The organism is Phyllobacterium trifolii, from assembly GCF_014192095.1.
In the GTDB taxonomy this organism is placed as follows: domain Bacteria; phylum Pseudomonadota; class Alphaproteobacteria; order Rhizobiales; family Rhizobiaceae; genus Phyllobacterium; species Phyllobacterium trifolii.
Genome location: NZ_JACHXN010000018.1, coordinates 20,264 through 46,765 on the forward strand (window position 1 = coordinate 20,264; position 26,502 = coordinate 46,765).

The 26,502-nt window shown below is 57.0% G+C and carries 23 protein-coding genes, 1 tRNA gene and 2 pseudogenes; 15 read left to right on the plus strand and 11 right to left on the minus strand.

Annotated features, from left to right (window positions below; all coding sequences use genetic code 11):
- Positions 1 to 77: 77 nt before the first annotated feature.
- Positions 78 to 227, minus strand: coding sequence for a DUF1127 domain-containing protein (locus tag FHS21_RS22370; RefSeq protein WP_112524174.1), 150 nt, complete (start codon positions 225 to 227; stop codon positions 78 to 80).
- A 177-nt stretch (positions 228 to 404) separates the two neighbouring features.
- Positions 405 to 845 (minus strand): low affinity iron permease family protein, encoded by a 441-nt coding sequence (locus FHS21_RS22375; protein WP_112523643.1) that lies wholly within the window; start codon positions 843 to 845, stop codon positions 405 to 407.
- Positions 846 to 1,398: 553 nt separating this feature from the next.
- On the opposite strand from FHS21_RS22375, the gene FHS21_RS22380 reads away from it, so the two are divergent.
- From FHS21_RS22380 to FHS21_RS22425, 10 genes and pseudogenes are all read left to right on the plus strand, one after another.
- Entirely contained in the window at positions 1,399 to 2,427 is a 1,029-nt protein-coding gene (locus FHS21_RS22380) for a substrate-binding domain-containing protein (protein ID WP_183664046.1), read from the plus strand.
- 71 nt (positions 2,428 to 2,498) lie between these two features.
- Positions 2,499 to 4,040, plus strand: a complete 1,542-nt coding sequence (locus FHS21_RS22385; RefSeq protein WP_112523637.1) for a sugar ABC transporter ATP-binding protein — start codon at positions 2,499 to 2,501, stop codon at positions 4,038 to 4,040.
- Positions 4,041 to 4,062: 22 nt separating this feature from the next.
- A complete protein-coding gene (locus tag FHS21_RS22390; protein WP_246411145.1) occupies positions 4,063 to 5,052 on the plus strand; it encodes an ABC transporter permease in 990 nt (329 codons plus the stop codon).
- Between the two features lies 1 nt (position 5,053).
- A complete protein-coding gene (locus FHS21_RS22395; RefSeq protein WP_183664048.1) occupies positions 5,054 to 6,064 on the plus strand; it encodes a sugar-binding transcriptional regulator in 1,011 nt (336 codons plus the stop codon).
- The gene (locus FHS21_RS22400; RefSeq protein WP_112551809.1) at positions 6,061 to 7,056 is read left to right on the plus strand and encodes an aldo/keto reductase; all 996 of its coding nucleotides are present in this window, start codon (positions 6,061 to 6,063) and stop codon (positions 7,054 to 7,056) included. Before FHS21_RS22395 ends, FHS21_RS22400 begins: the two co-directional genes overlap by 4 nt.
- An 11-nt stretch (positions 7,057 to 7,067) precedes the next feature.
- A pseudogene (locus FHS21_RS22405) lies at positions 7,068 to 8,812 on the plus strand (glycerol-3-phosphate dehydrogenase/oxidase).
- A complete protein-coding gene (locus FHS21_RS22410; protein WP_112523623.1) occupies positions 8,785 to 9,627 on the plus strand; it encodes a class I fructose-bisphosphate aldolase in 843 nt (280 codons plus the stop codon). The pseudogene FHS21_RS22405 and the gene FHS21_RS22410 overlap by 28 nt, the downstream one beginning before the upstream one ends.
- A 31-nt stretch (positions 9,628 to 9,658) precedes the next feature.
- Entirely contained in the window at positions 9,659 to 11,188 is a 1,530-nt protein-coding gene (locus FHS21_RS22415) for an FGGY-family carbohydrate kinase (protein WP_183664052.1), read from the plus strand.
- Positions 11,185 to 12,810 (plus strand): GMC family oxidoreductase, encoded by a 1,626-nt coding sequence (locus FHS21_RS22420; protein WP_183664053.1) that lies wholly within the window; start codon positions 11,185 to 11,187, stop codon positions 12,808 to 12,810. The genes FHS21_RS22415 and FHS21_RS22420 overlap by 4 nt, the downstream gene beginning before the upstream one ends.
- Before the next feature lie 101 nt (positions 12,811 to 12,911).
- Positions 12,912 to 13,107 (plus strand): annotated as a pseudogene (locus tag FHS21_RS22425) (DUF488 domain-containing protein); the annotation flags it as partial.
- A gap of 149 nt (positions 13,108 to 13,256) precedes the next feature.
- Here FHS21_RS22425 and FHS21_RS22430 read toward each other — a convergent pair.
- The 4 genes from FHS21_RS22430 to FHS21_RS22445 form a co-directional block, all read right to left on the minus strand.
- Positions 13,257 to 13,562, minus strand: coding sequence for a hypothetical protein (locus FHS21_RS22430; protein ID WP_112523614.1), 306 nt, complete (start codon positions 13,560 to 13,562; stop codon positions 13,257 to 13,259).
- 210 nt (positions 13,563 to 13,772) lie between these two features.
- Positions 13,773 to 14,594, minus strand: coding sequence for an alpha/beta hydrolase (locus FHS21_RS22435; RefSeq protein ID WP_183664055.1), 822 nt, complete (start codon positions 14,592 to 14,594; stop codon positions 13,773 to 13,775).
- Positions 14,595 to 14,610: 16 nt separating this feature from the next.
- Positions 14,611 to 16,098, minus strand: coding sequence for an NAD-dependent succinate-semialdehyde dehydrogenase (locus FHS21_RS22440; RefSeq protein WP_183664057.1), 1,488 nt, complete (start codon positions 16,096 to 16,098; stop codon positions 14,611 to 14,613).
- 15 nt (positions 16,099 to 16,113) lie between these two features.
- A complete protein-coding gene (locus FHS21_RS22445) occupies positions 16,114 to 17,340 on the minus strand; it encodes an iron-containing alcohol dehydrogenase (protein WP_112523608.1) in 1,227 nt (408 codons plus the stop codon).
- 507 nt (positions 17,341 to 17,847) lie between these two features.
- Here FHS21_RS22445 and FHS21_RS22450 point away from each other — a divergent pair.
- From FHS21_RS22450 to FHS21_RS22470, 5 genes are read left to right on the plus strand one after another with little or no spacing between them, the layout of a single operon-like run.
- A complete protein-coding gene (locus FHS21_RS22450) occupies positions 17,848 to 18,531 on the plus strand; it encodes a GntR family transcriptional regulator (RefSeq protein ID WP_376772188.1) in 684 nt (227 codons plus the stop codon).
- Positions 18,532 to 18,541: 10 nt separating this feature from the next.
- Positions 18,542 to 20,122, plus strand: a complete 1,581-nt coding sequence (locus FHS21_RS22455) for a sugar ABC transporter ATP-binding protein (protein WP_183664059.1) — start codon at positions 18,542 to 18,544, stop codon at positions 20,120 to 20,122.
- Complete coding sequence (locus tag FHS21_RS22460; protein WP_112523599.1) at positions 20,119 to 21,111, plus strand: ABC transporter permease; 993 nt, start codon at positions 20,119 to 20,121, stop codon at positions 21,109 to 21,111. The genes FHS21_RS22455 and FHS21_RS22460 overlap by 4 nt, the downstream gene beginning before the upstream one ends.
- A gap of 57 nt (positions 21,112 to 21,168) precedes the next feature.
- A complete protein-coding gene (locus FHS21_RS22465; RefSeq protein ID WP_183664061.1) occupies positions 21,169 to 22,119 on the plus strand; it encodes a substrate-binding domain-containing protein in 951 nt (316 codons plus the stop codon).
- 55 nt (positions 22,120 to 22,174) lie between these two features.
- Positions 22,175 to 22,789 (plus strand): DJ-1/PfpI family protein, encoded by a 615-nt coding sequence (locus FHS21_RS22470; protein WP_112523593.1) that lies wholly within the window; start codon positions 22,175 to 22,177, stop codon positions 22,787 to 22,789.
- A gap of 743 nt (positions 22,790 to 23,532) precedes the next feature.
- On the opposite strand, the gene FHS21_RS22475 is transcribed toward FHS21_RS22470, so the two are convergent.
- From FHS21_RS22475 to FHS21_RS22495, 5 genes are all read right to left on the minus strand, one after another.
- A tRNA-Arg gene (locus FHS21_RS22475) sits at positions 23,533 to 23,609 on the minus strand.
- Between the two features lie 127 nt (positions 23,610 to 23,736).
- Positions 23,737 to 24,690 carry an acetyl-CoA carboxylase carboxyltransferase subunit alpha gene (locus FHS21_RS22480; RefSeq protein WP_112523587.1) on the minus strand — a complete coding sequence of 318 codons (954 nt, stop codon included), beginning with the start codon at positions 24,688 to 24,690 and terminating at the stop codon, positions 23,737 to 23,739.
- A 140-nt stretch (positions 24,691 to 24,830) separates the two neighbouring features.
- Positions 24,831 to 25,331 (minus strand): hypothetical protein, encoded by a 501-nt coding sequence (locus FHS21_RS22485; RefSeq protein ID WP_112524168.1) that lies wholly within the window; start codon positions 25,329 to 25,331, stop codon positions 24,831 to 24,833.
- Positions 25,332 to 25,378: 47 nt separating this feature from the next.
- Positions 25,379 to 26,305, minus strand: a complete 927-nt coding sequence (gene xerD, locus FHS21_RS22490; RefSeq protein WP_112523583.1) for a site-specific tyrosine recombinase XerD — start codon at positions 26,303 to 26,305, stop codon at positions 25,379 to 25,381.
- Between the two features lie 4 nt (positions 26,306 to 26,309).
- Positions 26,310 to 26,471 carry a histidine kinase gene (locus FHS21_RS22495; RefSeq protein ID WP_112523580.1) on the minus strand — a complete coding sequence of 54 codons (162 nt, stop codon included), beginning with the start codon at positions 26,469 to 26,471 and terminating at the stop codon, positions 26,310 to 26,312.
- Between the last annotated feature and the right edge of the window lie 31 nt (positions 26,472 to 26,502).

The window sequence follows — 26,502 nt, forward strand, 5'->3', positions numbered from 1 at the left end:
AAGACCGGCTGGGAGGAGACCGATCTCTAGACCATCCGTGACTTGGGAGGAACGTCCCGGAGGTTAATCGAATTCTGTTACTGAGCCGAAGCGGCCTTCCTGGCGACGAAGGAGATATCGCCGCGGGAGATACCAAGGTCATTCAGTTCACGTGCGGACAGGCGGTTCAGTTCCGTGACAGTGTCACGATAGCGGCGCCAGTTATTGTAAGAGCGGATCAGGTTCATTTCACTCACCTTGTAAGTTCTTGTTTGTTTGATCATTTTTCGATCATGCTGCTCATATAGTAGACAGCCTGCCAAACTTGCAGTGACAAGTTTGCATAGCTGCTTTGCAACGGAATGATGGATCAACTCAGTGCGAACGTCAGGCTGCTGAGGATAAAATTGACGTTCTTCTGCTGATCAGGCTCGGACTTTTGCCTTGGACGTTCTCGCAGGCGAGCGACGCTGAGCGGAATGGTTTGCAGTTTTTTCCGCCAACACCTTGTCAGCTTTTTTGGCGGCGGCTTCACATTGCCTGCGGAATTTCTCGACTTCTTCTTCAGTCAGATGCTCAATGCCGATAAAAGCGTTCTTGGCCTCGCTGACCCGTACCAATTCGTCGAGTTTTGCCTGAATCGCAACGCCATCGCGGTTTTGCGTATTCTGGATAAGGAAGACCATGAGAAATGTAATGATGGTCGTGCCCGTATTGATGATCAATTGCCAGGTGTCGGAAAAGCCAAAAATCGGGCCGCTCACTCCCCAAACCACAATGACCAAACAACAGAGTATGAAGGTGAAGGGTTTGCCAGCTGCCAGAGCAACGTCGTTGGCGATCCGCGTAAACAATTTGCCAAACATGGTGTCGTCCTCCTGACAAGCAGCGAGGAGATAACTTGGTGCGGCGCGAAATGTTCCACGAGGCGGCTATTGGATCGAGAAGGCTTGGGGTCTTAGACGGGGTCTCGCTTGACGATGAATCATTAGTATCCAGGGCGACCAACTAAGGGTAGCCCGCCACTGGCGCGAACAAGAAGGCCATGGGTACGCCGTTGCACTGATCATTTTTCAGGCGCTAACCGGTGCGTTCACCGAAGTTTCCCGGGTACGATCAGAGCTGACATCACCACCATCGAGGTCGACGGGAAAAGGCTGCTGTCGTGCAAAGCAGCCATCATTTGTTTGGCTCCCTTCGACCATGGATTGTAGACGACTAAGCTCCAATCGAAACCAGGAGGGGCATAGTGTGCATGAATTATAATTCATGCACTGAATTATATTGACAAAGTTTTTCTTTTAAGCTTGATTGCTCCGACAGCATTTCGAGGAGGATTGCTGGACTTCACAACGAATAGTGGCGGCTTGCGAGGCACCACGAAACCAATGGGAGGGGCTTCGGCCTCGAGGAGGACACTTGCGCACTTTTTTAAGCACAACTGCCATGGCAGTCCTGGTCATGGCGTATTCCGCAGCCCCTGCCAAAGCTGCCGAAGAATCGCCGTTTCGCTGCGAGCCAGGCGAAAAATACGTCATGAACGTCATGGTTTCTGGCGTTGAATACTGGTTCCCTGTCTATGAAATGTTCAAGCAGGCGGGAAAGCAGCTCGGTTGCGAAACTGCCTATACCGGAACACCGGAATATGACGTCAACAAGCAGATCGCCAGCTTCGACCAGGCACTTGCGCAGAATCCTGCCGGCATTCTCGTTCACCCGATGAACTCGGATCCATTCATAGAGCCGATCAACCGGGCGATCGGTCAAGGCACGGCAGTTGTTACATTCGCGGCCGATTCGCCGCTTTCCAAGCGAATTTCCTTCATCACGTCCGACAATATACGCGAGGGCACCTATGCTGCCGACGCCATCGCCACGAAGCTCGGAGGCAAGGGCGAATATGCCGTCCTCGAGAATCCCGGGCAGGATAACCACGATAAGCGCGTCACGGCTTTTATCGACCGTATGAAGGCTAAGTGGCCCGACATGAAGCTCGTCGGCAGAACAGCCTCAAACCAGGATCCGACGAAGGCCTATCAGGGCTTGATGAGTATCGTTCAGGCCAATCCTAATCTCGCGGCCGTCTTCATGCCGGAGGCGAACTCGGCCATCGGCGCCGCCCAGGCCAACAAGGAAAGCGGTGGCAAGATTCTCGTCATGTGTGCGGACGTCAACGCCAACATCCTTGACATGATCAAGGCCGGTGAAGTCTTCGGCTCGATCAACCCCAATCAGGGCATGCAGGGCTACATGGGGTTCATGCTGCTCTGGCTGGCCAAGCATCCGGAACTGATCGATCCCATGAACGATGCCAAGCGAGCGGGATTCAACCCGATGAGCATTCCCTTCGTGGACAACGGGCTTTCCATTGTCACCGCCGAGAATGCGGACGATTTCTTCTGGGACAAATACCTCAAGCGTCGTGGCACCAAAGGCATTGAGGAATAAGCCATTGCAGCCGGCTATCCGGACGGAAAGTCCGGGTAGCCACCTTGCGAAGCCAGTTGGAAGAGTGCGTCATGCGAAATCCGGTTCTGAATATCCGCAACGTCACAAAACATTTCGGTGCAGTGAAGGCGCTGACGAACGTGAGCTTCTCCCTTAGCCGTGGTGAGATTCATGCGCTTTGCGGTGAGAACGGCGCCGGCAAGTCAACGCTGATGAACATCATTGCAGGTGTTCTGCAACCGGATGAGGGAGAGATTGTGTTGGAAGGCAAGACGGTGAAGATCGGATCGCCTGCCGCTGCACAATCTTTAGGCCTGGGATTAGTCCACCAGGAAATCGCGCTTTGCCCGGACGCCAGCGTTGCGGAAAACATCTTCATGGCAACCACCAGCCGGCAGCGCTCGCTGCTGATGAACTACCGCAAGCTGGAACGCGAGGCACAAGACGTAATGAACCGGCTCGCGCCAATCGACGTTCGCCGCAAGGTGGGTGATCTGCCAATCTCCAGCCAACAGCTCGTGGAGATCGCCAAGGCCCTGACGCTCGACTGCCGTGTCCTCATTTTCGATGAGCCGACCGCCGCACTGACTGAAGCGGAAACGCGCATACTTTTTGAGATCATCCGCGGTTTGAAGGCCAACGGGATATCGATCATTTATATCAGCCACCGCATGGCCGAGATATTCGACCTTTGCGACCGCGTGACTGTTCTGCGTGACGGCCACCATGTGTCGACAGAGCCCGTTGCCGATCTTAAACCTGACGACGTTGTCCGCCTTATGGTCGGGCGCGAGATTACGCAACTCTATCCACCCAAGCAACCGGCCGGGGAGCGATCGCATGAGGTGGTTCTTTCGGTTCGCGCCCTTGGCGACGATCACCGTTTTGATTGTGTAAACATCGAGCTTATGAAGGGCGAAATCCTTGGCATCGGTGGTCTCATTGGCTCCGGCCGCACGGAAATCGCGGAAGGGATCTGCGGCTTGCGAGCCATTACGAGCGGCGAAATCCTGCTCCATGGCAAGCCGCAGGCGATAAGAAACTATGCGGACGCGGTGAACGCAGGTCTCGTTTATCTGTCGGAAGATCGCAAGGGCTCCGGCGTATTCCTGGACCTTTCGATCGCCCAGAATATCTCGGTTCTCAACCTCGACGCGCTTACCGGGCGCCTTGGGTTGATCGACGCCGGGGCAGAAGCAAAGCTGGCCAGCGACTTCGCCAGGAAACTGAATATTCGCATGGGCAGTGTCGATGCACCCGTGTCCTCGCTCAGCGGCGGTAACCAGCAGAAGGTTGCGATTGCCAAACAGCTCGCGGTCCAGCCCAAGGTGATAGTGATGGACGAACCGACGCGTGGCATAGACGTTGGGGCGAAGTCCGAAATCCACTCGCTGCTGCGCGAACTCGCCAGCTCCGGAATTGGCATCATCGTCATTTCTTCCGAACTCCCCGAACTGCTAGGGCTGTGTGATCGGGTGATCGTCATCCGCGAAGGCACGGTGGCTGGTGAACTGGATGCGGAAGCGATGAGCGAAGAAGCGGTTATCCGGCTCGCGTCCGGCGTCAATGCGCAAAATTCACAAAACCGGCTGGCATCAGAACATGCCGCCTGAGAAAAGTATGGGAGGCGAGAAAATGCTGGCTGAGACGATGGGGACAAAGGCCGTGCGGGCCCCGTCCTGGAAAAGACTGGGCTCGATGCGGGAGGCAGGGCTGGTCGCAATCATTCTAGCACTTTGCATAGCCATGAGCTTTGCATCGCCGCATTTTCTGACACTCGGAAACTTCCGCGCGATGCTGATGAGCTTTTCCGTGGAAGGCATCGTTGTCGTCGGGATGACGATCCTGCTTATTGTAGGCGGCATCGATCTTGCCGTGGGCTCCGTCGTTTGTTTCGCAATGGTCCTGTCGGGCTCGCTGTTCCTCGCGGGGCTCGATCCATGGAGCGCTTCGCTCATCGGCATTCTCGCAAGCGCGCTGATTGGCGCCGTCATGGGCTTTTTCGTCACCGTAGTCGGGCTCAATCACTTTATCACGTCGCTCGCAGGCATGGTCATCGTGCGCGGCCTGTGCCTTATCATCACCAAGGGAACGCCGCTCTCCCTCTTTACCCTGCCTCCCGCGTTCAAGGCAGTCGGGCAGGGCAGTTTCCACGGTCTCCCCTATGTCATCATCATCTTCGTCGCGGTTGTCGTGCTGTTCGACTTCCTGCTCAGGCGTGCAACGGCGCTGCGCAAGGTTTTCTATACGGGCAGTAACGAGAAAGCCGCGCTCTATTCCGGCATTAGGACAAACTATGTGAAATTCTGGGTGACCGTGCTCTGCTCGACGCTCGCGGGTTTTGCCGGCGTCATCTACATGTCGCGTTTTGGCGCTGCTACGCCGACGTTCGGTGTCGGGATGGAGCTCAACATTATCGCCGCTGCGGTCATTGGTGGCGCATCGCTCAATGGCGGGTCGGGGACGATACTTGGTGCCATTCTCGGGATAGCATTGCTGTCGGTGGTGACCAGTTCTCTGGTCCTGCTCAATGTATCGGTCTACTGGCAGGACATGATAAAGGGGTGCATTCTGCTTGGTGCCGTCTCAATCGATCATTTTCTGCACAAGCGGAAGGCTTCCTGACATGACGATCGTCAGACTAAACACAAAACCGTCCTCGGCGCCCCGCGAAGAAATCGTTATTGCGCGGCAAATGCATCAGGCCTTGGTGCTGCATTTCCTGGAGGGTCTCACGCAGGCCCAGATCGCCGACCAGCTCGGAGTTTCGCAACCGACTGTGAACCGCCTGATCAAGCGTGGCCGGCAGCTTGGTCTTGTGGAGATCAAGATCAAATCCCCGGTCGAGCCCTTGATTGATCTGGAGGAACGGTTGCTGGCGCTCGGCGGGATCAACCGGGCTGTTGTCGTGCCAACGGTTTCCGACAATCCACAGACCGCGCTTCAGGCCGTGGGCGAGGCTGCGGCGCGCCTGCTTCTAGATGAGATCGCCGATGGTGACACGATCTGCATCACCGGCGGCAAGGGCGTCAGTGCCGTGGTTGCGGGACTGCACGCACAACGTTCATTCAACGTCGAAGTTGTTCCAGCGACGGGATGCGTTCAGGGCAAGCATTACACCGACGTGAACCATGTTTCGACATCCATGGCGGACAAACTCGGCGGACGCGCCTATCAAATTCACGCGCCGCTCTTTGCCGACAGCGCTGCAGAACGTGCGATGCTGATCAACATGCGCTCGGTAGCCGATGTATTCAAACGGGCACGGGAGGCGAAGGTGGCACTTGTCGGCATCGGGTCGATCCTGACCGACGATTCAAGCTATTATGATCTGCATCCATCCTCCAGTACCGACAGGCAATCTATAGAGCAGTCAGGCGCAAGTTGCGAACTCCTGGCGCATCTGCTCGACGACCGGGGCCAGGTTTGCGGCTACAGCCTGAATGATTCCCTTGTCTCCCTGACCTTGCGGGAGTTCGCCTCGATCCCAAGCAAGATCGGTGTTGCGAGCGGACCCAACAAGGCACGGCCGATCCTCAGCATCATGCGTGGCAACCACCTGGATACGCTGGTCACGGATGAAGCGACCGGACAGCGGATTCTGGATATTGCAGCGGCCGAAGGAGCCTTGGCATGAGTGGTGATCAATTGGTGCGTTCGATAGGCAGGTCAGGCGTGCAAGCCTCTGCGGTCGGGCTTGGGACGTGGGCCATCGGTGGCTGGATGTGGGGCGGGACGGACGAAAAGCAGTCAATCGCGGCAATTCACGCATCCCTCGACGCGGGGGTCACGCTGATCGATACGGCACCCGCTTACGGGCTGGGACGGTCCGAGGAGATCGTGGGTAAAGCCCTTCAAGGGCGGCGGGACAAAGCAGTCATTGCCACAAAATGCGGTCTCGTCTGGCACACGGGAAAAGGCAGGCACTTCTTTGACCAGGATGGAAAGCCCGTCCACCGCTACCTTGGACGCGATGCTATTTTCCACGAGGTCGAAGCAAGCCTGACCCGGCTGGGCACGGATTACATCGATCTCTACATCACCCATTGGCAGGACCCCACGACCCCGATCGAGGAAACCGTCCGGGCGCTGGAGGATCTACGCAGTTCAGGCAAGATTCGGGCAATTGGAGCAAGCAATCTCAGCCCGGCTGAACTCGACGCCTACATTGCAACCGGCTCGCTTGATGCTATCCAGGAAAGGTTCAGCATGATTGACCGGGAGATCGGGAAGGACCTCCTGCCTATGGCCCGGCAGAACGACGTTTCGACCTTGAGCTATTCGTCCCTGGCGCTGGGACTGCTCTCGGGAACGATCGATCCGGATCGCACATTTTCCGGCGATGATCAGCGCAAAGACAATCCGCGTTTTTCGGTCAACAACAGGCTGAAGGCGCAAGCGTTCGCTGAAGCAATTCAGCCGGTAGCCAGTAGGCATGATGCCAGCATTGCACAGACGGTCATCGCTTGGACGCTGGCGCAGGAAGGCGTGACGTTTGCGTTGTGCGGTGCGCGCAATCCGGAGCAGGCGCTGGAGAATGCAAAAGCCGGAGCGATCCGGCTCGGCAAAGAAGACCTTTCGGCCATCGCCGCGGCCATCGCAGTGAAACTTGCAGATATGGACAGGTAACGGGCTGCATCATGAATCGTGAAGAGATATTCGACGGGCTTCGCCGGAGTCCGAAGGTGGACGTGTGTGTCATGGGCGGCGGCATCAACGGTATCAGTGTATTCCGTGAGCTTGCCCTTCAGGGTCTCAACGTACTGCTGGTGGAGAAGAGTGATTATTGTTCCGGTGCCAGTTCAGCCTTGTCTCGGATGGTGCATGGCGGCCTGCGTTATCTTGAAAACGGCGAGTTCAATCTGGTGAGGGAATCGCTTGTCGAGCGCGATCGGCTATTGAGAAATGCGCCGCATCTTATCGCGCCTCTGCCAACCATGGTTCCTGTTTTCGATGTCTTCTCCGGTCTTGCAAATGGCGTAGTTCGCTTCCTTGGCCTCGGCCGCAAACCCAGCCGCCGTGGCGCCATCGCCATCAAGGCAGGGCTGAGCATCTATGATTTTCTGACGCGCAAGCGTGCCCTTATGCCTCGGCATCGATTTCGCGGACGGCGGGGAACACTTGCTAAATGGCCCAAACTCAATCCGGTGATAAAGAGTTCGGCAACCTACTACGATGCATGGGTCAGGCAGCCGGAACGTATCGGAATCGAATTGCTGCAGGACGGGCTGTCCGCGGGACCGGGCGCACGTGCCCTCAACTATGCTGAGCTCCGAAGCAACGGGACCGGGGGTTTTATTGTGCAGGACCTTGTTGGCGGCACGACGACGGCTATCGAACCGGCACTCATCATCAATGCGACGGGCGGCTGGATCGATATCGCCAATGCCCGCCTGTTCTCACCGGAAACTCGGCCGGCGCCGCTGATGGGCGGAACCAAGGGCTCGCACCTGATTATCGACAATGCCGAACTCTCCAAGGCTCTCGATGGCCATATGATCTACTACGAGAATGAGGATGGCCGTGTCTGCATTCTGTTTCCCTATCTCGGCAAGGTTCTGGTTGGTTCCACCGATATTCGGATCGATGACCCGGCAAATGTTGTCTGCACCCCGGATGAACGGGACTATATCCTGCAATCGCTCGCCTTCGTGTTGCCTGATATTCAAATCCGGCCGGAGGAAATCGTCTATCAGTTCTCCGGTGTCAGGCCGCTTCCCGCCAGCAAGGACAAGTTCACTGGGCGTATCCCGCGCGATCATTTTTGCACCTTCATCGAGTCTGATGGCATTCCTGCGGTGCTATGCATGATTGGCGGCAAATGGACGACGTTTCGCTCCTTTGGAGAACTCGCTGCGGACATGGCACTAGGTCGTCTGCAGAGAATCCGCCATCTGACGACGGCAGACCGTCCCATTGGCGGCGGGCACGCTTTCCCGGCGGATACCGGAGACTGGATAGCGCGTATGTCTTCCGCAACGGGCCTTGCGCCAGCACGCATAAGCGAGCTTTTCGAACGATATGGAACAGCCGCCGCCCCGATTGCCGGCTTCATAGCCAGTGGAGCGGACGAACCCGTGCCGGTCGCCGGTTACTCCACCCGCGAGATGCTGTTCCTCATACGCCATGAATGCGTCGAACATCTCGATGATCTCCTGCTGAGACGAACAACGCTCGCTATCAGCGGACAGTTGTCGCTCGATATGACGAATGTGGCCCTTGAGCTCATCTCAGATGAAAAGCACTGGTCATCGGCACTCAAGGCTGCCGAACGATCTCGGTTCCTCGATCTTCTCGCCGTCCGCCATGGCGTCGGCCTTGAAACACTTACAGCACGCAATGAACAAGGAGTACGATATGCGAAACAACCGCAAGGTCCGGATGAACCGACTGTTCGGCAACGGGCGCTGCCTCGACGTGGCGATCGATCACGGCGTGTGCAATGAACCATCTTTCCTGGGTGGTCTTGAGGATATGGAAGGTGTGGTCGGGACGCTGGTTGCCGCGGCTCCGGATGCGATCCAGATGAACTATGGCCAGGCCGATCTTCTCCAGAACGTGGCAGGCAAGGCAAAGCCGGCTCTCGTCATGCGCATCGACATGGGCAACCCCTATAACCCCGTCCGCCATCGCGACATGTGGGCTGTTCTGCAAAATCAGGCCGAGCCGCTGGTCGGTGCTATCGAACTCGACGCTGCCTGCGTGGTGGTGAACCTGTTTATGCTGCCGGATGAGTCTGACCTGTTCCGTCAGTGCATCGAGAACATCTCGCGTGTGCGTGCCGATTGCGAAAAATATGGCATGCCGTTGATGATTGAACCCCTCGTAATGCAGCCGGTTACCGAACGCGGAGGCTATATGGTAGATGGCGACGCGGCCAAGATCGTCACGCTGACCCGGCTTGCCCGCGAGATGGGCGCCGATATCGTCAAGGCAGATCCTACCACAAATGCGGAGGATTTTCACCGGGTTGTCGAGGCAGCGCGTTGCCCGGTACTGGTGCGGGGCGGCGGAAAGGAAGATTTGCGCGCCGTCTTCGATAAATCGGCAGCCTTGATGCGGCAGGGCGCGATGGGAATGGTTTACGGCCGCAACATCTACCAGCACTCCAACCCGGGTGCCGTGGTGCGTGGACTCATGGCAATCATCCATGACGATGCCAGTGGCGAGGACGCCTACGCGCGCTATCAGCAAGGCTGAGAATGAATAAGGACCTGAGGAGGGGTTCGGAATGGGAAAATATCTTCTGGGGCTGGATGCCGGCAATACAATCATCAAGGCGGTGATCTTCGACCGGCAGGGCAACGAGATTGCCTCCGTTGCCGAGGAGGGACATAGCAGCATGCCGTGTCCAGGACATGTCGAGCGTGGGCTTGGTGAACTCTGGACAAATGCAAAGCTGGTAATTCGGACATGTATCGAGCAGGCGGGCATCGAGCCGGGGGAAATCGCAGCCATCGGGTGCGCGGGCCATGGCAACGGGCTGTACGCGCTTGACCGGCAGGGGAAGCCGCTGCTCGCCATCCAGTCGCTCGATACAAGGGCAGCCGGTCTTGTCGAGGAATGGCAGGCCGAGGGCGTCGGCGATCGTACATATCCCATCGGCCTGCAACGCCCCTGGCCCTCCCAGACACCAACATTGCTCGCCTGGATCAAACGCCATCGGCCGGAAACATTCGGTAGGATCGGTACGGTCTTCCTCTGCAAGGACTTTATCGTAAATCAGCTCACCGGCCAGCGCGTCAGCGAAGTTTCCGACATGGCGGGTTGCGGGCTGCTGAATGTCACTGAGCGCCGCTATGATCGTGACCTGATGGCCGCCTTTGGGCTCGGTGACTGCATGGATATGCTGCCGCCACTGATCGAAAGTGCTGACATAGCCGGAAGGGTGACGGAAGCGGCGGCGGCGGAAACAGGTCTCTCCGTGGGCACACCGGTCATAGGCGGGTTCTTCGACGTGGTCGCTTCGGCTATCGGCTCGGGCGTCACACGCACGGGGGCGGCGTCGATCATTGCCGGGACCTGGAGCATCAATCAGGTGATCATCGACCAGCCCCGATTGGAGGGGCCGGTCTTCATGTCATCGACCTTTGATCGCGATCGTTACATGGCGATCGAGTCCAGCGCTACATCTGCCGCCAATCTCGAATGGTTCGTGCGCGAATTCTTTTCAGGTACGCAGCCGGATGGACGCTCGCCGTTCGACGTGTGCTGCGAACTTGCCTCCTCGGTGCAGCCAGCGATCAATGATCCTATCTATCATCCGTTTCTCTATGGTGCGCAGCAGGACGGCAATGCGCGAGCTGCATTCTATGGAATTGCCGGCTGGCACACCAAGGGCCATTTAATCCATGCTCTGCTGGAAGGTGTCGCGTTCGGCCATCGCCAGCATATCGAAACCCTGCGGACCGCAGGCGCCGGGTTCGACGAAGCGGTGATGTCAGGAGGTGGTGCGCGCAGCCTGCTCTGGCCGCAGATTTTCGCGGATGTGCTGGGAGTACCCGTCACGGTTGCCCGCTCGAGCCAAACGGGCGCCCTAGGCGCGGCGATCGCCGCAGGAACTGCCGTCGGCATGTTTGCCGATTTCGAGGCTGGCGCCGCGGCAATGGTTTCAACTGACCGCCACTACAGGCCGGACGCAGCGCGCTCGGCCCATTATGACTACCGCTACCGGCTCTACCTGGATATCGCCGATGCAATGGCGCCGATCTGGCGGCGCATGGCAGGAAGCGGAGCGTCCGCAACGGAGGTGGCAGCGTGAACGCGCATGCCCATGAAGCCGCGCTCGACGAGGGCGTCTATGACTTCATCATCATAGGGGCGGGATCGGCGGGCTGCGTCCTTGCCAACCGGCTGTCGGCGAACCCAAAAAATCGCGTACTCCTGCTCGAGGCTGGAGGCAGCGATCGCTACCACTGGATTCATGTGCCGATCGGTTATCTCTTCTGCATGGGTAACCCCCGCACCGACTGGATGATGAAGACGGCGGTGGAATCGGGCCTCAACGGCCGCTCCTTGCCCTATCCCCGCGGCAAGGTCCTTGGCGGATGTTCTTCGATCAACGGAATGATCTACATGCGTGGGCAAGCCGCCGATTACGACAATTGGCGGCAGGCAGGTAATACCGGCTGGGGCTGGGATGATGTCCTGCCGTATTTTCTGAAATCCGAAGACAATTATCGCGGGCGCACTTCCATGCATGGTGCGGGCGGGGAGTGGCGCGTGGAGCGGCAGCGACTTTCGTGGCCCATCCTCGATGCCTTTCGGGATGCCGCGGAAGAACTAGGCATTCCCAAGACCGATGATTTTAATGCGGGTGACAATGAGGGCTCGGGCTATTTCGAGGTGAATCAACGCGGCGGGTTCCGCTGGAATACGACCAAGGCGTTTCTGCGCCCGGCTCTCAAGCGTCGCAACCTTCGCGTTGTCACGGGAGCCGAGGTTGAACGCCTAGAGTTTGATGGCAAGCGCGCGGCACGTGTCCGCTATGGCCTTCGGGGCAAAGCCCGTGTTGCAGCTGCCGCGGGAGAAATCATCCTTTCGGCAGGAGCAATCAACTCGCCCAAAATCCTCGAACTTTCGGGGATTGGCGACCCCGCAATCCTCTCTCGCGCAGAAATCGAGCCCCTTCACCAACTTCGCGGCGTCGGTGGCAACCTTCAGGACCACCTGCAAATTCGCACGGTGTTCCGCGTCGAAGGTGCGAAGACGCTGAACCAGCTCTACCACAATCTTATTTCGCGCGCCAGGATGGGATTGGAGTATCTTTTCCGCCAATCCGGACCACTTTCGATGGCACCGAGCCAGCTCGGCATTTTTGCGAAGAGCGATCCGGCATTGATGACACCCGATCTTGAGTATCACGTCCAGCCGCTCAGCACCGATCGCCTTGGCGAGCCCTTGCACCACTACCCGGCCGTCACTGTTTCGGTCTGCAATCTCCGTCCGGAAAGCCGGGGGACCGTGCATATTTTCGGGCCGGAGGCGAGTGTTGCGCCGGAAATCCGGCCGAATTACCTCTCGACGGTCGGCGACAGACTGCTTGCCGCCAGGTCCATCCGTCACGCCCGCAATCTCATGGCGGCAAAGGCCGTTATGAAGTACCGGCCGGAAGAGATGCTTCCCGGCCGCAGATATCAGAGCGATGAGGAACTGATCCAGCGTGCAGGCGACATCGCAACAACGATCTTTCATCCGGTCGGAACCTGCAGAATGGGCAGCGACGATCTAGCTGTGGTTGATAATAGCCTTAAGGTCCGCGGGTTGGAAAAACTACGTGTAGTGGATGCTTCAATAATGCCGGCCATAGTCTCAGGGAATACAAATTCCCCCGTCATCATGATCGCGGAAAAAGCTGCCGATCTCATTCTTCAGGGCAACTGACAACATTACCTAGTCGCAATAAAAGACTTCGGCTGGTGGACGGACACGGTGGTTTCTCCAATATCGAGTGCGAGTTCGATCTTCCGCTCGGGAAATGGCCGATCCGCGCCGACAACGTGAAACTCAAGCGTGCCTATGAAGCGGCCGCCGTTGAAGACGGTACCCGGATTCCCGTCGATCGTCTCTGGCCAAGAGGCGTTTCGAAGAAAGATGCGGCGCTGTCTTGGGATGAAAGAGATCGCACCCAGCACCGAGCTCCGCAAATGGTACGGTCACGATCCTGACCGCTGGAACGAGATTCTTGCGTAAGATACTGAGAAACAGTCGGACAGCGCCTCTTCTCGGCTGAAGATTTTAGCACTTCATAGTTTGTCGCCCAAGCGGTTCATTGCGCCGGGCCATTTCACGCAACACGGCATCGGCCGTTTTTGCAACGACGCGAGTTCTTAAATCCCTGAACCGTCCAGCTGCTCGGCGTCTTCGCCTTCCCAGGGTGAGGGCATAGAAGTGCGATTGAGATCGGCCGAGGGCATCGGCATCCAGCACTTCAATTCTGGCTCGGCATATTCGACGACCCGACCGGGTGAGGAATCAGAGGCGCGCCAGCCTTCGGCGGCGAATTGGTCGCCATTCGACCAATAGGCGAGGTCAACTTCTGCCCGCCCTTGTTCGGACGAACGAATCGTTACGAGGATTCGACTACCGTCTTTCGGCGCGCTCGCCATGTGGCGCCAGCGGTCTGGCTCATCCATCGTTTTTTCCTCTTGACTTGCTGCGGGTTGCAAGTGTCGCCTCGCCATTGAAAACGGTCAACTCAAACTTTTTCACAGGGCGATGCCAGATCCTGAGCGAGCTGGCATCAATACTTGCTTGTCCGACATCGTTAAAAGACAATGAGTTTGGTTTCCACTGCGTGTACTTGAGCTCAACCGTCTTCGAGCCGCCTGATCACCACATATATCTCACGAATGTCTTTCGATGAGTTCGCTCAAAAGCCGGCCGGTTACGGTCTCGTGGCGGCCGAGGTCGCGGACGCTGCTCATATGATTAGCCTTTACGATTGTTTCCCTGGAAACGTTCAATCCTTGTCGCTGTAAAGAGGCCGTGAAGGCATCCGCCTGCTGATGAAACGGTGGTGTTTCATCGCTGCCCACGGCAACAACCAAGTTTGTGTGTACGTCATGAGAATGCGACAAAGGCGAGAAGGCGGCGACTTCCTGGTCGGTAAGGCCGATTTCCGCCTGAAGAAAAGATTGCTGCAGTGGTTGCAGATCATAGATACCGCCAAGCAGCAGGGCCGCCGCAATGCCAGAACTCTCGGCCTGCTTTTGGAACAGAAAGCTTGCGAGGTGTGCGCCAGCGGAATGGCCGCTTATAGTCAACCGCGATGCATCGCCCCCATATCGCGAGATATGGTCGCGCACCCACTGCCTGGCTCGCCGAACCTGATCGACCAGCACGTCTAACCTTACATGCGGCATCAATGCGTAGTCTAGGATGACGGCAACGGCACCCGCACGGGTGATGGTATCGGCGACGTAGGAATAGTCTCGCTTCGAAAACATCCGCCAGTAGCCACCGTGGATGAACATATGTACCGGCCGAGCTTTCCGAGGTCCTTCCGGAAAGAAGATGTCCAGGGTTTCGCTCGCGTCCCTTCCGTAGGGGACATCTGCCAGCATCGGCAATGTATGGCGGGTGGCATAGCTTGCGGCGACGATCTCAGCGACGATCGTGTCGAAGTCCTCCACATGAACGCGGATGCGAAACGGGTCGCTTTCCAATGATCATTCCACCGCTCTAAAAACTCGCTGCAATATATTTGGCTTCCATGAATTCAGCAATGCCGTGGTGCTGACCGCCCTCGCGGCCAAGCCCGCTCTGCTTGACGCCGCCGAACGGCGCGGCCGGGTCGGATACTAGCCCCCGGTTCAAGGCGATCATGCCGGCTTCAAGGCGGGAGGAGACACGTAACCCCCGGGCAATGTCGCGGGTGTAAACGTATGCGGCAAGTCCGTATTCGGTATCGTTAGCCTGGATTATTGCCTCTTCATCCGTTTCAAAACGGTAGAGAGGTGCAACAGGCCCAAAAATCTCCTCGTGTGCCATATCGGCATCGGCCGGAACGTCCGCGAGCACCGTTGGCGGGTAGAAGAAACCAGTCCGCGTGGCCATCTCCCCGCCGCAGAGAACGCGCGCCCCTCTGCCCTTTGCGTCATTGACCAGTCGGTCGATCTTCTCGACGGCCTTTTGCGTAATCATCGGGCCGCATTCGGTCAGCAAATCGATACCTGCGCCGACATTGAGCGCTTTCATCCGCTCTGTGAGCGCCTCTGCGAATGCGTCGTAGATGCCAGACTGGATATATAGACGGTTGGCTGCAGTACAAGCTTCGCCGGCATTACGCATCTTTGCGACCATCGCGCCGTCGATCGCAGCGTCCAGGTCGGCGTCGTCGAACACAATGAACGGCGCGTTGCCACCGAGTTCCATCGAGCAGGACACAACGTGCTTGGCTGCTTCTGCAAGGAGGAGACGTCCGACACCAGTCGACCCTGTAAATGAGAGCTTCCTTACACGCGGATCCGCAAGAACCGCAGCACCAAATGGGGACGGCTCGCTAGTCGTCAGGACGTTGATGACACCTGGCGGAACGCCGGCTTCCTCGTAAATGGAAGCGAGCGCGTAGGCCGTCAGGGGCGTCTCGCTGGCGGGCTTCAGGATCACAGTGCAACCCGCCGCCAATGCAGGCGCGATCTTGCGTGTTGCCATCGCTGCGGGAAAATTCCACGGCGTGATCAACAGGCATATGCCTATTGGTTGATAATCCACGATGATCCGATTCGCACCGGATGGCGCGATACCGAACTCGCCAGTAATGCGCACGGCCTCCTCGGCATTCCAGCGAAAGAATTCGGCCGCGTAGGAAACTTCACTGCGCGCATCACGTAGAGCCTTGCCATTCTCCATGGAAATCAGGGTCGCCAGTTCCTCGGCGCGCTCTGTCATCAGTTCAAAACAGCGACGCAGGATCTCGGATCGTTTTCGGGGCGAAGTCGCGCTCCACGCAGGGGCTGCAGCCGACGCCGCATCGACGCTTGCGCGAGCATCCTCGACGGTGGCGTCGGGAACCGTTGCAAGGACGGTTCCGGTGGAAGGATCGATAACGTCGATCTCACGTCCATTCTGCGCAGGTCGCCAAGCTCCATCGATATAAAGGCCGCGCGCGGCAGCATGAATGTTTGGCAGTTGGCGATCGGGCTGAGGCATCTGTTGTGCAAGGGTCATTTCAATCCTCAGGGTTTAGACTGCGGAAGCGGCTAAGTCGCCGTCGTAGGCTGCTTGAATGAGACGCTTCATCGCATCGAGATCAAACGATCTCGGGTTGTTTTTGATCAATCTGTCGATGCCAAGCGCCTGCTCTGCGGTCCAATCAAGCTTGTCGGCGGACAGCCCGAGTTCCGCGAGCGTTCCAGTAATGCCAATGGCGGCAAAGAGCCTGCGGATCTCTTCAATTGCGGCCTTGGCCATTCTTTCGGTAGCCTCCTCCCATGGCCCGAGGCCAAGGGCAGAACCGATCTGTGCCATTTCGGCCGCTGAGACGGATCGGTTGTAGTTCATCACATAGGGCATCATAGTCGCGACACCGAGCCCATGGGCGGTATGGGTCAAGGCGCCCGCCGGGTATTGAATGGCGTGGGCAGCTGCAGTCCCTGCGGTGCCAAATGCACAGCCTGCCGCTAATGCTCCCATCATCACATCGGCCCTGGCATTTTCGTCGGAGCCGTCCCTGTAAGCCGCTTCCAGACTGCGGCCGAGGAGGGTGATGGCGAGCAAAGCGAAATGATCCGTCAGTGCGCTCTTGCCGATGAAGACGTGGTTTTGCGCCAAGTTGGGATCGGCACCGCGTCGTTTAGCAGTGAAGGCCTCGATCGCATGTGTGAGGGCATCGGCTCCAGCGATGGCGGTTAGTCCTGGCGGACACGACATTGTAAGCTCCGGATCGCAGATAGCAGCTGCGGCAATCAGATAGGGACTGGATATGCCGACCTTGAGTGTCCTGTCGGGGTCAGATATCACCGCAACCGGTGTGACTTCGGACCCGGTTCCCGCCGTCGTCGGAACGGCGATGATAGGCAGCGTCGAGCCCGGAACCTTGAACTCCCCGTAATAGTCCTGAAGGCTGCCGCCGTGGCTTAAAAGAAGCGCGGCACATTTTGCCATGTCCAGGCAACTCCCGCCGCCGATGCCGATCACCATATCTGGCGCGAAAGATTGCGCTTCCTCCACGCAAACGGCAACAGAATCGCGTGGAACGTCCGGGAGGACCCGGTCGTGCACCATGATTTCAATTGACGCATTCCTTAGGGCTGCCAGGATCTCGCTGAATACCGGGGTTCCTGCGAACCGCTCATCCGTGCATATCAGCGCCCGCCTGCCAAGTCGCGTGGCGACGGCGGGCAAAGCGTGCCGCTGTCCCTTGCCGAACAGGATTTCTTTTGGAAGCCGGATGGCGGCAAACAGGGTCATTGTCAATGTCCTTTGGCAGAGAATTTATCGAAAGATTAGGAGCGCGAAGGTTGTCTCCCACGCGGTCGGAGTTTGAAGTCATCTCGCATTGCTTATGCGAGGGGATTGGACCCGCCGCAGCGGGGCAGGGGTGAGTGCGCGGTCTTTGAAGCTTGGGCGCCTGATCAGATCAGACCAAACCGATCCCTCGGGTCGGACGCGGGTCTGGATTGCGTCAAGCTTCTTCCGTTGTGCGACGGCTTGGCCTCCAGCATTGGACGATTTGAACCACCGGTGAATCTGCCAGCTCCGTAACACGCAGACACGTTGGATCCGATCTCGCTCAAAACAGAACGAGCCGTTGCTTACAAAGGCGTGCCCTCCTGAAACTTTTAGGGGCAATAGCCCCGTATTTTTCATCGCAAAACTCCCGATATAAAATCCTATAGGATATAGTATTGCATATCGCTCAGCATCGTGTTAGCGATTGGTGATGTCAAGAGGCAAAAAATGCAAAACCGAAATTCAATGAATCTCACCGACTCGCCAGATCCGAGCGGGTTTATTCAGCGTGCCAACAGCTTGTCAGGTAGCGTTTACGACGCGATCTTCGCCCAGTTGATGTCGTTGAAAATAGCGCCTGGATCGCGCATTACAGTCGACAATCTGGTTAGAGAGTTGAATGTTTCGCAAACACCGATTCGGGAAGCGCTTGGCCGCCTCGAAGGCGAAGGATTGGTCGTAAAGACTCATTTGATTGGATACAGCGCGGCGCCACAAATCGCCCGGCGGAGGTTTGACGAACTTTACCAACTCCGCCTGCTGCTGGAGCCGGACAGTGCTGCGCGAGCCGCCGCGGCGATGGATAAGGAAAAGCTTGCCGCTCTTCAGACGGCCGCGGGTGTGATGGGGCGTCGCGAAGGTACCGACGAGCGGCTTCGCTACTCCACGTTCGCGAGGCAAGATGCTTTATTCCATGACAAGATTATGGAAATTGCGGGAAACGAGCTAATCCGGGAGACGCTTAGTCACCAGCACACGCACTTCCATATCTTCCGCTTGATGTTTCATTCTCGCGTGACAGAGGAAGCGCTGGACGAACACGAAGCCTTGCTCACCGCATTCGCGGCAGGTGACGCCCCTGGTGCCGAGAGGGCGATGCGGATCCACCTCGAGCGTTCGCGCGACCGGCTGCTACCGGCATTCGAGTAAGGACCTGAAGATGTCCAGTGTCTTAAGCATCGAAAGAGAGGGGGAGAGGGTTGCGGCGCAAAAGGCCAATCCCCTTCGCCACTCTCTCCTGCGCGCCGAAGGTGTCTCCAAACAGTACGGACCGGTCACGGTGTTGTCCGACGTTACGCTCGATATATTGCCGGGTGAGATCCATGCGATCATCGGCGAGAACGGAGCGGGTAAATCGACGTTCATGCGGCTTTTGTCAGGCTATATCGAGCCGACCGCCGGAACACTGGCGCTTGATGGTGAGCATGTTCGGTTTGCAAAGCCTGAGCAGGCTCAAGATGCCGGCATTGCCCTTGTCCACCAAGAAATTTTGCTGGCCGAAGCACTGACTGTCGCGGAAAATCTGTTTCTTGGCCGCGAGTTGATGCGAAATGGCGTCGTCGATGACCGGACGATGCGGCGTCTTGCGACGGAAAAACTTGCCGAACTCGGTTGTCTGGTGTCACCGAACGCTCTTGTGCGAAACATCACGCTGGCGGATCGACAACTTGTCCAGATTGCACGCGCGCTTCTGGACGACTACAGGATCGTCATCTTCGACGAGCCGACCGCTGTCCTCACGGGGGAAGAGGTCGAAAGACTGCTTGCCATTATTCTGCAGCTGAAGGAGCAGGGCGCAGCAGTCCTATACATCAGCCATCGTCTCGATGAGGTGCAGCGGCTGGCCGACAAGGTGACGGTTCTGCGTGACGGCAAAAAGATCGGCACCTATCCCGGTCGCACTCTCGGCCAGATGGATATGGCGCGCCTCATGGTCGGCCGAGATCTCGCTGCCCTCTATCCAGAAAAGCGCGCCAAAGCCGCGGGCGAGGCGATGTTAACGGTGCGCGACCTGTCCGTTCCAGGGTTCGCCAAAAACGTCTCGTTCCAGGCTCACAAATCAGAGATTCTCGGTTTCGCCGGAATGATCGGCGCTGGCCGCACCGAGCTCTTCGAGGGCATCATGGGGCTGCGTCCGGCAACCGGCACCGTCGAACTCGAAGGCAAGCCGATCAATATCCGTTCGCCTCGCGCGGTGCTCGATGCCGGTATTGGTTACCTCACGGAGGACCGCAAGGGGAAAGGTCTTTTGCTTCACGAACGGCTGGCGCCCAATCTGACGCTTTCGGCACTAACCCGCTTTCACCCGGGCATTTTCCTGCGGCGATCGCGTGAGCAGGATGCCTTGAGGGCCGCGGTTGAACAGTATGACATCCGGCTTAAGAGCTTCGGGGTGAAGGCCGGACAGCTTTCCGGCGGCAACCAGCAGAAACTGCTGCTTGCCAAGGTCCTGCTCATCACTCCATCCGTCGTTGTCATCGACGAACCGACGCGGGGTATCGATATCGCCAACAAGGCCCAGATCTACGCCTTCATTCAAAGCCTAGTGACTGAAGGGAAGGCGTGCATCGTCATCTCTTCGGAAATGCAGGAGTTGATCGGTATCTGCGATCGGATCCTGGTGATGCGGGAAGGACGCCTAAGAGGAGAGGTCTCGGGCGACGCTATGACGGAACATAATGTAGCGCTTCTGGCGACAAGCGACGCCGCGGCCGACGGCAACGTGGGAGGAAGAAAATGACAATTATGGCGAGTTCGACGGCGATCCGGCCTGAACGGGAATGGAATATCGGCTGGACAGATGTAGGCCCCTTTGTCGCTCTCATCGTGCTGATGCTGATCGGGTTTCTGATAAATCCCGATTTTCTTTCGGCAACAAACCTCGGCAATGTCATCACCAGAAGCGCTTTCATTGCCATCATCGCCGTTGGGGCGACATTCGTGATCTCATCTGGAGGATTGGATCTTTCGGTCGGATCAATGGCCGCCTTCATTACCGGGATAACCATCCTGTTCATGAACAGGATGGCACCGGAATGGGGTATAATGGCAATCCCGGCCGGAATGATGGTGGCGATTGTCGTCGGCCTTTTTTGTGGACTGATGAACGGCCTCATAGTTACAATCGGCAGGATCGAGCCATTCATTGCCACGCTCGGCACGATGGGCATCTTCAGGGCGCTGATCACCTACATGTCCGACGGGGGCTCAATCCCTATCGATCGCAGCCTTCGCGATGCCTATCGCCCCGTTTACTTTGGCACGTTTGCAGGGATACCGCTGCCGATCATCATCTCGGTGGCAGTCGCTGCAGTTGCCTCCTTCATTCTTTACAAGATGAAATACGGAAGAAAATGCGCGGCTGTTGGGGCTAACGAGGATGTCGCGCGCTACTCAGGCATTTCGATAATCAAGACACGCACTATCGCATACGCCATTCAGGGCACATGCGTCGCTGTCGCCGCAATATGCTATGTGCCTCGCCTCGGCGCTGCAACGCCGACAACGGGGGTACTTTGGGAGCTGCAGGTTATTACCGCGGTTGTTATCGGCGGAACGGCTCTCCGTGGAGGCAAGGGCCATGTTTGGGGGACGGTGGCGGGTGCCGTCATTCTTGAGCTCATTGCCAACCTCATGGTGTTGTCTGACTTCGTCTCGGAATATCTCGTGGCAGGTGTCCAAGGGGTCATCATCATCATCGCCATGCTTATCCAACGGTTTTCGAAATAATCCGCGTCCGGACCGCGCGGGTTCCTAATTGTTGAGTCCGAATTCTGGGAGGAAAGAATGTCTACTACGAAATGGATTGCGGCTGCCGCCGTGGGTGCACTACTGATCGCCGGCCAGGCGCTGGCTGCCGACAAGAAGGTTGTTGCGGTATCGATACCGGCAGCCGACCACGGCTGGACGGCCGGCATCGTCTATCATGCACAGGCTGCCGCCAAGGAAATCAACGCCGCCTTTCCGAATGTTGAAGTCATCGTGAAGACTTCACCGTCAGCGTCGGCTCAGGTGAGCGCCTTGGAGGATCTCTCGGCAGGGCGTAAGCTCGACGCGCTGGTGATTTTGCCATATACCTCTGAGGAACTGACGACGCCCGTCAAGGCTGTCAAGGACGCGGGCACTTTCATCACCGTCGTCGACCGAGGTTTGAATGACTCGTCGATCCAGGACCTGTACCTTGCCGGTGACAACATCGCCGTGGGACGAAACACCGCAAAGTTCCTGATCGACAGACTTGAAGGTAAGGGCAATCTCGTCGTCCTGCGTGGTATCCCTACCGTCATCGATGACGAACGCATCAAGGGTTTCCAGGATGCGATCCAAGGCACCGATCTGAAGGTATTGGATATACAGTATGCAAACTGGAACAGCGATGAAGCCTTCAAATTAATGCAGGACTATCTCGCAAAGTATCCACAGATTGATGCGGTGTGGGCCAATGACGACGACATGCTTCTTGGCGTGCTCGAAGCCGTGAAACAATCGGGGCGCAAGGATATCAAACTGGCGCTCGGGGGTAACGGCATGAAGGACATCGTCAAGAAGGTCATCGACGGCGATGCCATGACACCCGTAGAAACACCTTATCCACCGGCCATGATCAAGACGGCAATCTACATGACTGTCGCCAACATCGTCGGCCAGGCGCCTGTGCGCGGAACTGTAAAACTCGATGCGCCGCTGATCACCCAGGAGAACGCGAAGGAGTATTACTTTCCGGATTCACCGTTCTGAACATTCACTAACGAGGCGGCGCACGCCGCCTCAACCTATCCAAGAGGAGCAAATCATGCCAGGCAAGAAGATACTGATGCTGACCGGTGAGTTCACCGAGGAATATGAAATTTTCGTCTATCAGCAGGCGATGGAAGCCGTCGGACACACGGTGCATGTAATCTGCCCCGACAAGAAAGCTGGCGACCTGATCAAGACATCACTGCACGATTTCGAAGGAGATCAGACCTATACCGAAAAGCTCGGTCACCTCTTCACTATCAACAAGACTTTCTCGGAGGCCGAGGCGCAGCTTGACCAATACCATGCCGTCTACGCTGCAGGCGGGCGCGGCCCTGAATATATCCGGACCGACAAGCGCGTGCAGGCGATCGTCCGGCACTTTCATGATAAGCAGAAACCAATCTTTACGATTTGCCACGGCGTGCAGATTCTTATTGCGGTGGATGGCGTCGTACGCGGCAAAAAAGTAGGCGCGCTGGGCGCTTGCGAGCCGGAGGTAACGCTTGCAGGCGGCACCTACGTCGATCTGTCGCCGACAGAAGCCTATGTTGATGGCACGATGGTGTCCGCCAAGGGTTGGACCGCACTGGCAGCCTTTATCAGGGAATGCCTCAAAGTGCTGGGAACGGAAATCCACCACAGCGAAGACGTTGCGAAAGCTGCGTGACAGCTTGCTGGAGTTCACAAGGAACAGCGGATGGCCATCCAAAATGGGACGCCATCCGGCCCCTTGTTTGACACTGTTTTGAACACTCAGGGTTTTCCATTAGTATTCGACAAGGCTTGTTGCCTCACTCGGTGGCAACGTTTTAAGCACTAATACGCGTTGAGGCCGCTCTCATGCCAGAGCGGAAAGATGTTCTTCCACTAGGTTCCGCAACGCGGGCAGCGGCTGCCTCAAGCTCACTCTTCAGTAGTGTGACTTCAGGCGCTTTAGATGGGCCGAAACTTTCTCCCATTGAGGTTCGAAGAAAGCTAACCTGAGATAGAAAGACCGTCGAAGTGGTCTTTTGTTACGTCACATATGGCTCGGCATAGACTTGTTCGAGCAAGTGGCTGTGCCATCGCTTGGGGATAGAAATGCTCGTTTCGCTTTTTATTGTCTGCTACTTAGCCACACAGAAATTTGGATTGGCCGGGGCGCTGAGTACAGCAGGGTAACCAGTCCGAAGATGTATTGGTTCGGCATGGCCTTCGGCGCGTTCAGCATCCTGCTTCCGACGTTTATCCTGTGGCTGACCGAGTGCGGAGCGCATTGACGCCGCGCCTTTGCGTTGAATCTCAGATTCACGCATTCGTGCTTCCCAGCCCTCAGGCAGTCAAATGTTACCTGAGGCGTACCTCGGAGGCAAAATGCTCCAGCGGTGATTTTCCGCTGATTCAAATCGCTTGATGATTTCAGTGAGTTGATGGCGCGCCCGAAAGGATTCGAACCTCTGACCCCCAGATTCGTAGTCTGGTGCTCTATCCAGCTGAGCTACGGGCGCGTGCCACAGATGCGCGTTAGTCTGCGCAGCGCGGTTGGTAATCGGTTGAGCTATGAATTGCAAGCAGCTTCGCTCAAAAAACCTCAACTATTTTCAGATGGATTGCAGGCTGCGGTTTCTTTGAAGGCTAAAGACTACGGCCGATGGCCAGATATTTATCGCGCCGATCCTGTCTAAGCATGTCACGATCCATATTGCCCATGGATTTGAGAGCGACGTTGATAATGTTGCCCGTTGCCTCGATCGCTGCATCCTTGCCGCGGTGCGCGCCGCCCATCGGTTCGGGAATGATGCCATCTATGATCTTCAATTCGTAAAGATCCTGTGCGGTGATACGCATCGAAGTCGCGGCATCTTTAGCCCGGGTAGAATCGTGCCAGAGAATGGACGCTGCGCCCTCCGGTGAAATCACCGAGTAGATGGAATGTTCGAGCATATAGACGCGGTTGGCGGTGGCAATCGCGATGGCTCCGCCGGACCCGCCTTCTCCGATGATAACAGAGACGATCGGCACTTTCAGATTGAGGCAAGCGGCAGTCGAACGGGCAATGGCCTCCGCTTGTCCGCGCTCTTCCGCCGCGATCCCCGGAAAGGCACCCGCTGTATCGACGAGCGTAATCACCGGCAAGTTGAAACGGTCAGCCAGATCCATGATGCGCACGGCCTTGCGATAGCCTTCGGGCATGGCCATGCCGAAATTGTGTTTGAGGCGTGTCTTGGTGTCGTTGCCCTTTTCCTGTCCGATAACGGCGACGGCTTGACCATTGAAGCGGGCGAGACCGGCCTGGACAGCATCATCGTCCGCATAGTTGCGGTCACCTGCAAGCGGCGTGAAATCGGTGAAGAGCTTGGAGATATAATCCACACAGTGAGGGCGGTCTGGATGACGTGCAATCTGCGCCTTCTGCCAGGGGGTTAGCTTGCGGTAAAGATCGCGCAACGCCTCGGCGGACCTTTTTTCCAACCGGATGATCTCTTCGTTGGTGTCGAGAGCATCGCCTTCCTCGGCAAGCTTTTTCAACTCGAGAATCTTGCCGTCGAGATCAGCAACCGGCTTTTCAAAGTCAAGGTAGTTATACATGGACGAGGGGTCTGCCTGCAAAACGGTGGATTTTTCACGACCTAACTGGCTGTTGCCGAGGCGCATGTCAAGGAAGCAAGACTGAGATCATGCATTGGCGGCGCACGTTATAGAGGGAATTGCGGCAAAGGGATGGTGGTTTATTTAGCCGGACTTTTGCGTTTCGCCGGCTTGGCGCCATTTGAGCGCCTAGCGCGCTTTGGGGTCTTGCTGCGCTTCCACCCAATCCATCTGCCTTCACCTGCATAGTTGTGAAAGCCGCCAGCTGCTGCGATCAGCCCCTGCCGCACTTCGTCGAGATCAAGCCCTGGCAAATTTTGCAGGAGAACTGGTGGCAGGTGATCGATGTTGAGCCAAGTCTGGTCAAAATAGATGTGTTCCGGTCCGCTTTCGCTGATTACAGCAAAGAACCAGCGGCCTTCCATGACATCGCCGAACCACGGATCAGGAAACATGGAGGGTGAGAAGTCAAATCCAAATGCGGTTACTTCATCCCAGCGCCAGCTTTGCCGCCAATTCATTGCGCGGGCCAAATGGCTGGAGCGGCTGAATCCCGCTTCGTCAAAGTGGATCACTTCGCTGTCGGGTTCGACAGACGATGACTCTGATCTGTAAAACAATCTCTTCAACAGCTGCCACATGGCCATTCCGCCAGTTTGCTGGGTCCACTCCATCGGTGAGCCAGCATTTAGTCTGCCAGAGGGTGATGCTCCGTGACAAGCTGATGCAGCCGCTCTTCCATCACATGTGTGTAAATTTGCGTGGTCGAAATATCCGAATGGCCGAGCAATTGTTGCACAGCGCGCAGGTCCGCCCCGTTTTGCAAGAGATGGCTGGCAAAGGCATGACGCAAAACATGGGGCGATATCGCTGATGTTTTGAGGCCCGCTCGCGCAGCAAGCCCTTTCAGTTCCCGTGCGAACACCTGTCGTGCCAGAAAGCCGCTTTCCGATATGGCGGGGAACAGCCAGACACTGGCGGAAAGATTAGGCAATGCGTCACGCATCGCCAGATATTTTGCCATTGCGTCGCGTGCCTTGCCTGATAAAGGAACCACACGGTCCTTCGAGCCCTTGCCGCGAACCATGAGGAAGCGATTGTCGGAGCGCGCGACCGTCACCGGGAGACCAACGAGTTCAGAAACACGCAGGCCCGTTGCATAAAGAATTTCGAGCAACGCATGCAGTCGCAGCGCCTGGAGATGAACGGCACCAGATGATTTTGCGTCAAGGGTTTCTTCCTCAGCACGGGAAAGCAGTTTTTCCACATCCGACTCGCTCAGAATTTTTGGCAGGGCGCGGTCCTTTTTTGGCGTGTCGAGCGTGCTGGTTGGATCGTCGGTGCGAATATTCTCCATATAAAGAAAGCGAAAGAACTGGCGCAGGGCCGAAAGCCGCCGCGCTTGAGACGTGGCTGCGTAGCCCCGTCCGGCGATTGCATCGAGATAAGATCGAATTGTTCCGGGCTCCGCAAAGGTCAACTGGATACCTGTTGCAACGCTGAACTCTGCTGCATCCTCCAGATCCCGGCGATACGAATCCAACGTGTTTTGGGCGGCGCCACGTTCGGCGCTCATCATTTCAAGGAAGGTCTCTATGGCTGCTGCTGCTCGCATCGGCTTATTTCGGGGTATCAGGTTTGGGATTAAGTTTTTCAGAGGGAATACGAATGGTCATTTCCGTCTGCGTCGGATGCACGAAAGTCACCAACCCAACCATGCCGACATAGACGAGCCCCGCGAGAATCGCGAGAATGATTATCAATCGTGTAAGCGTCGGCATTTTCGGTTTGAATCGCCTTTGTCGGATCGGG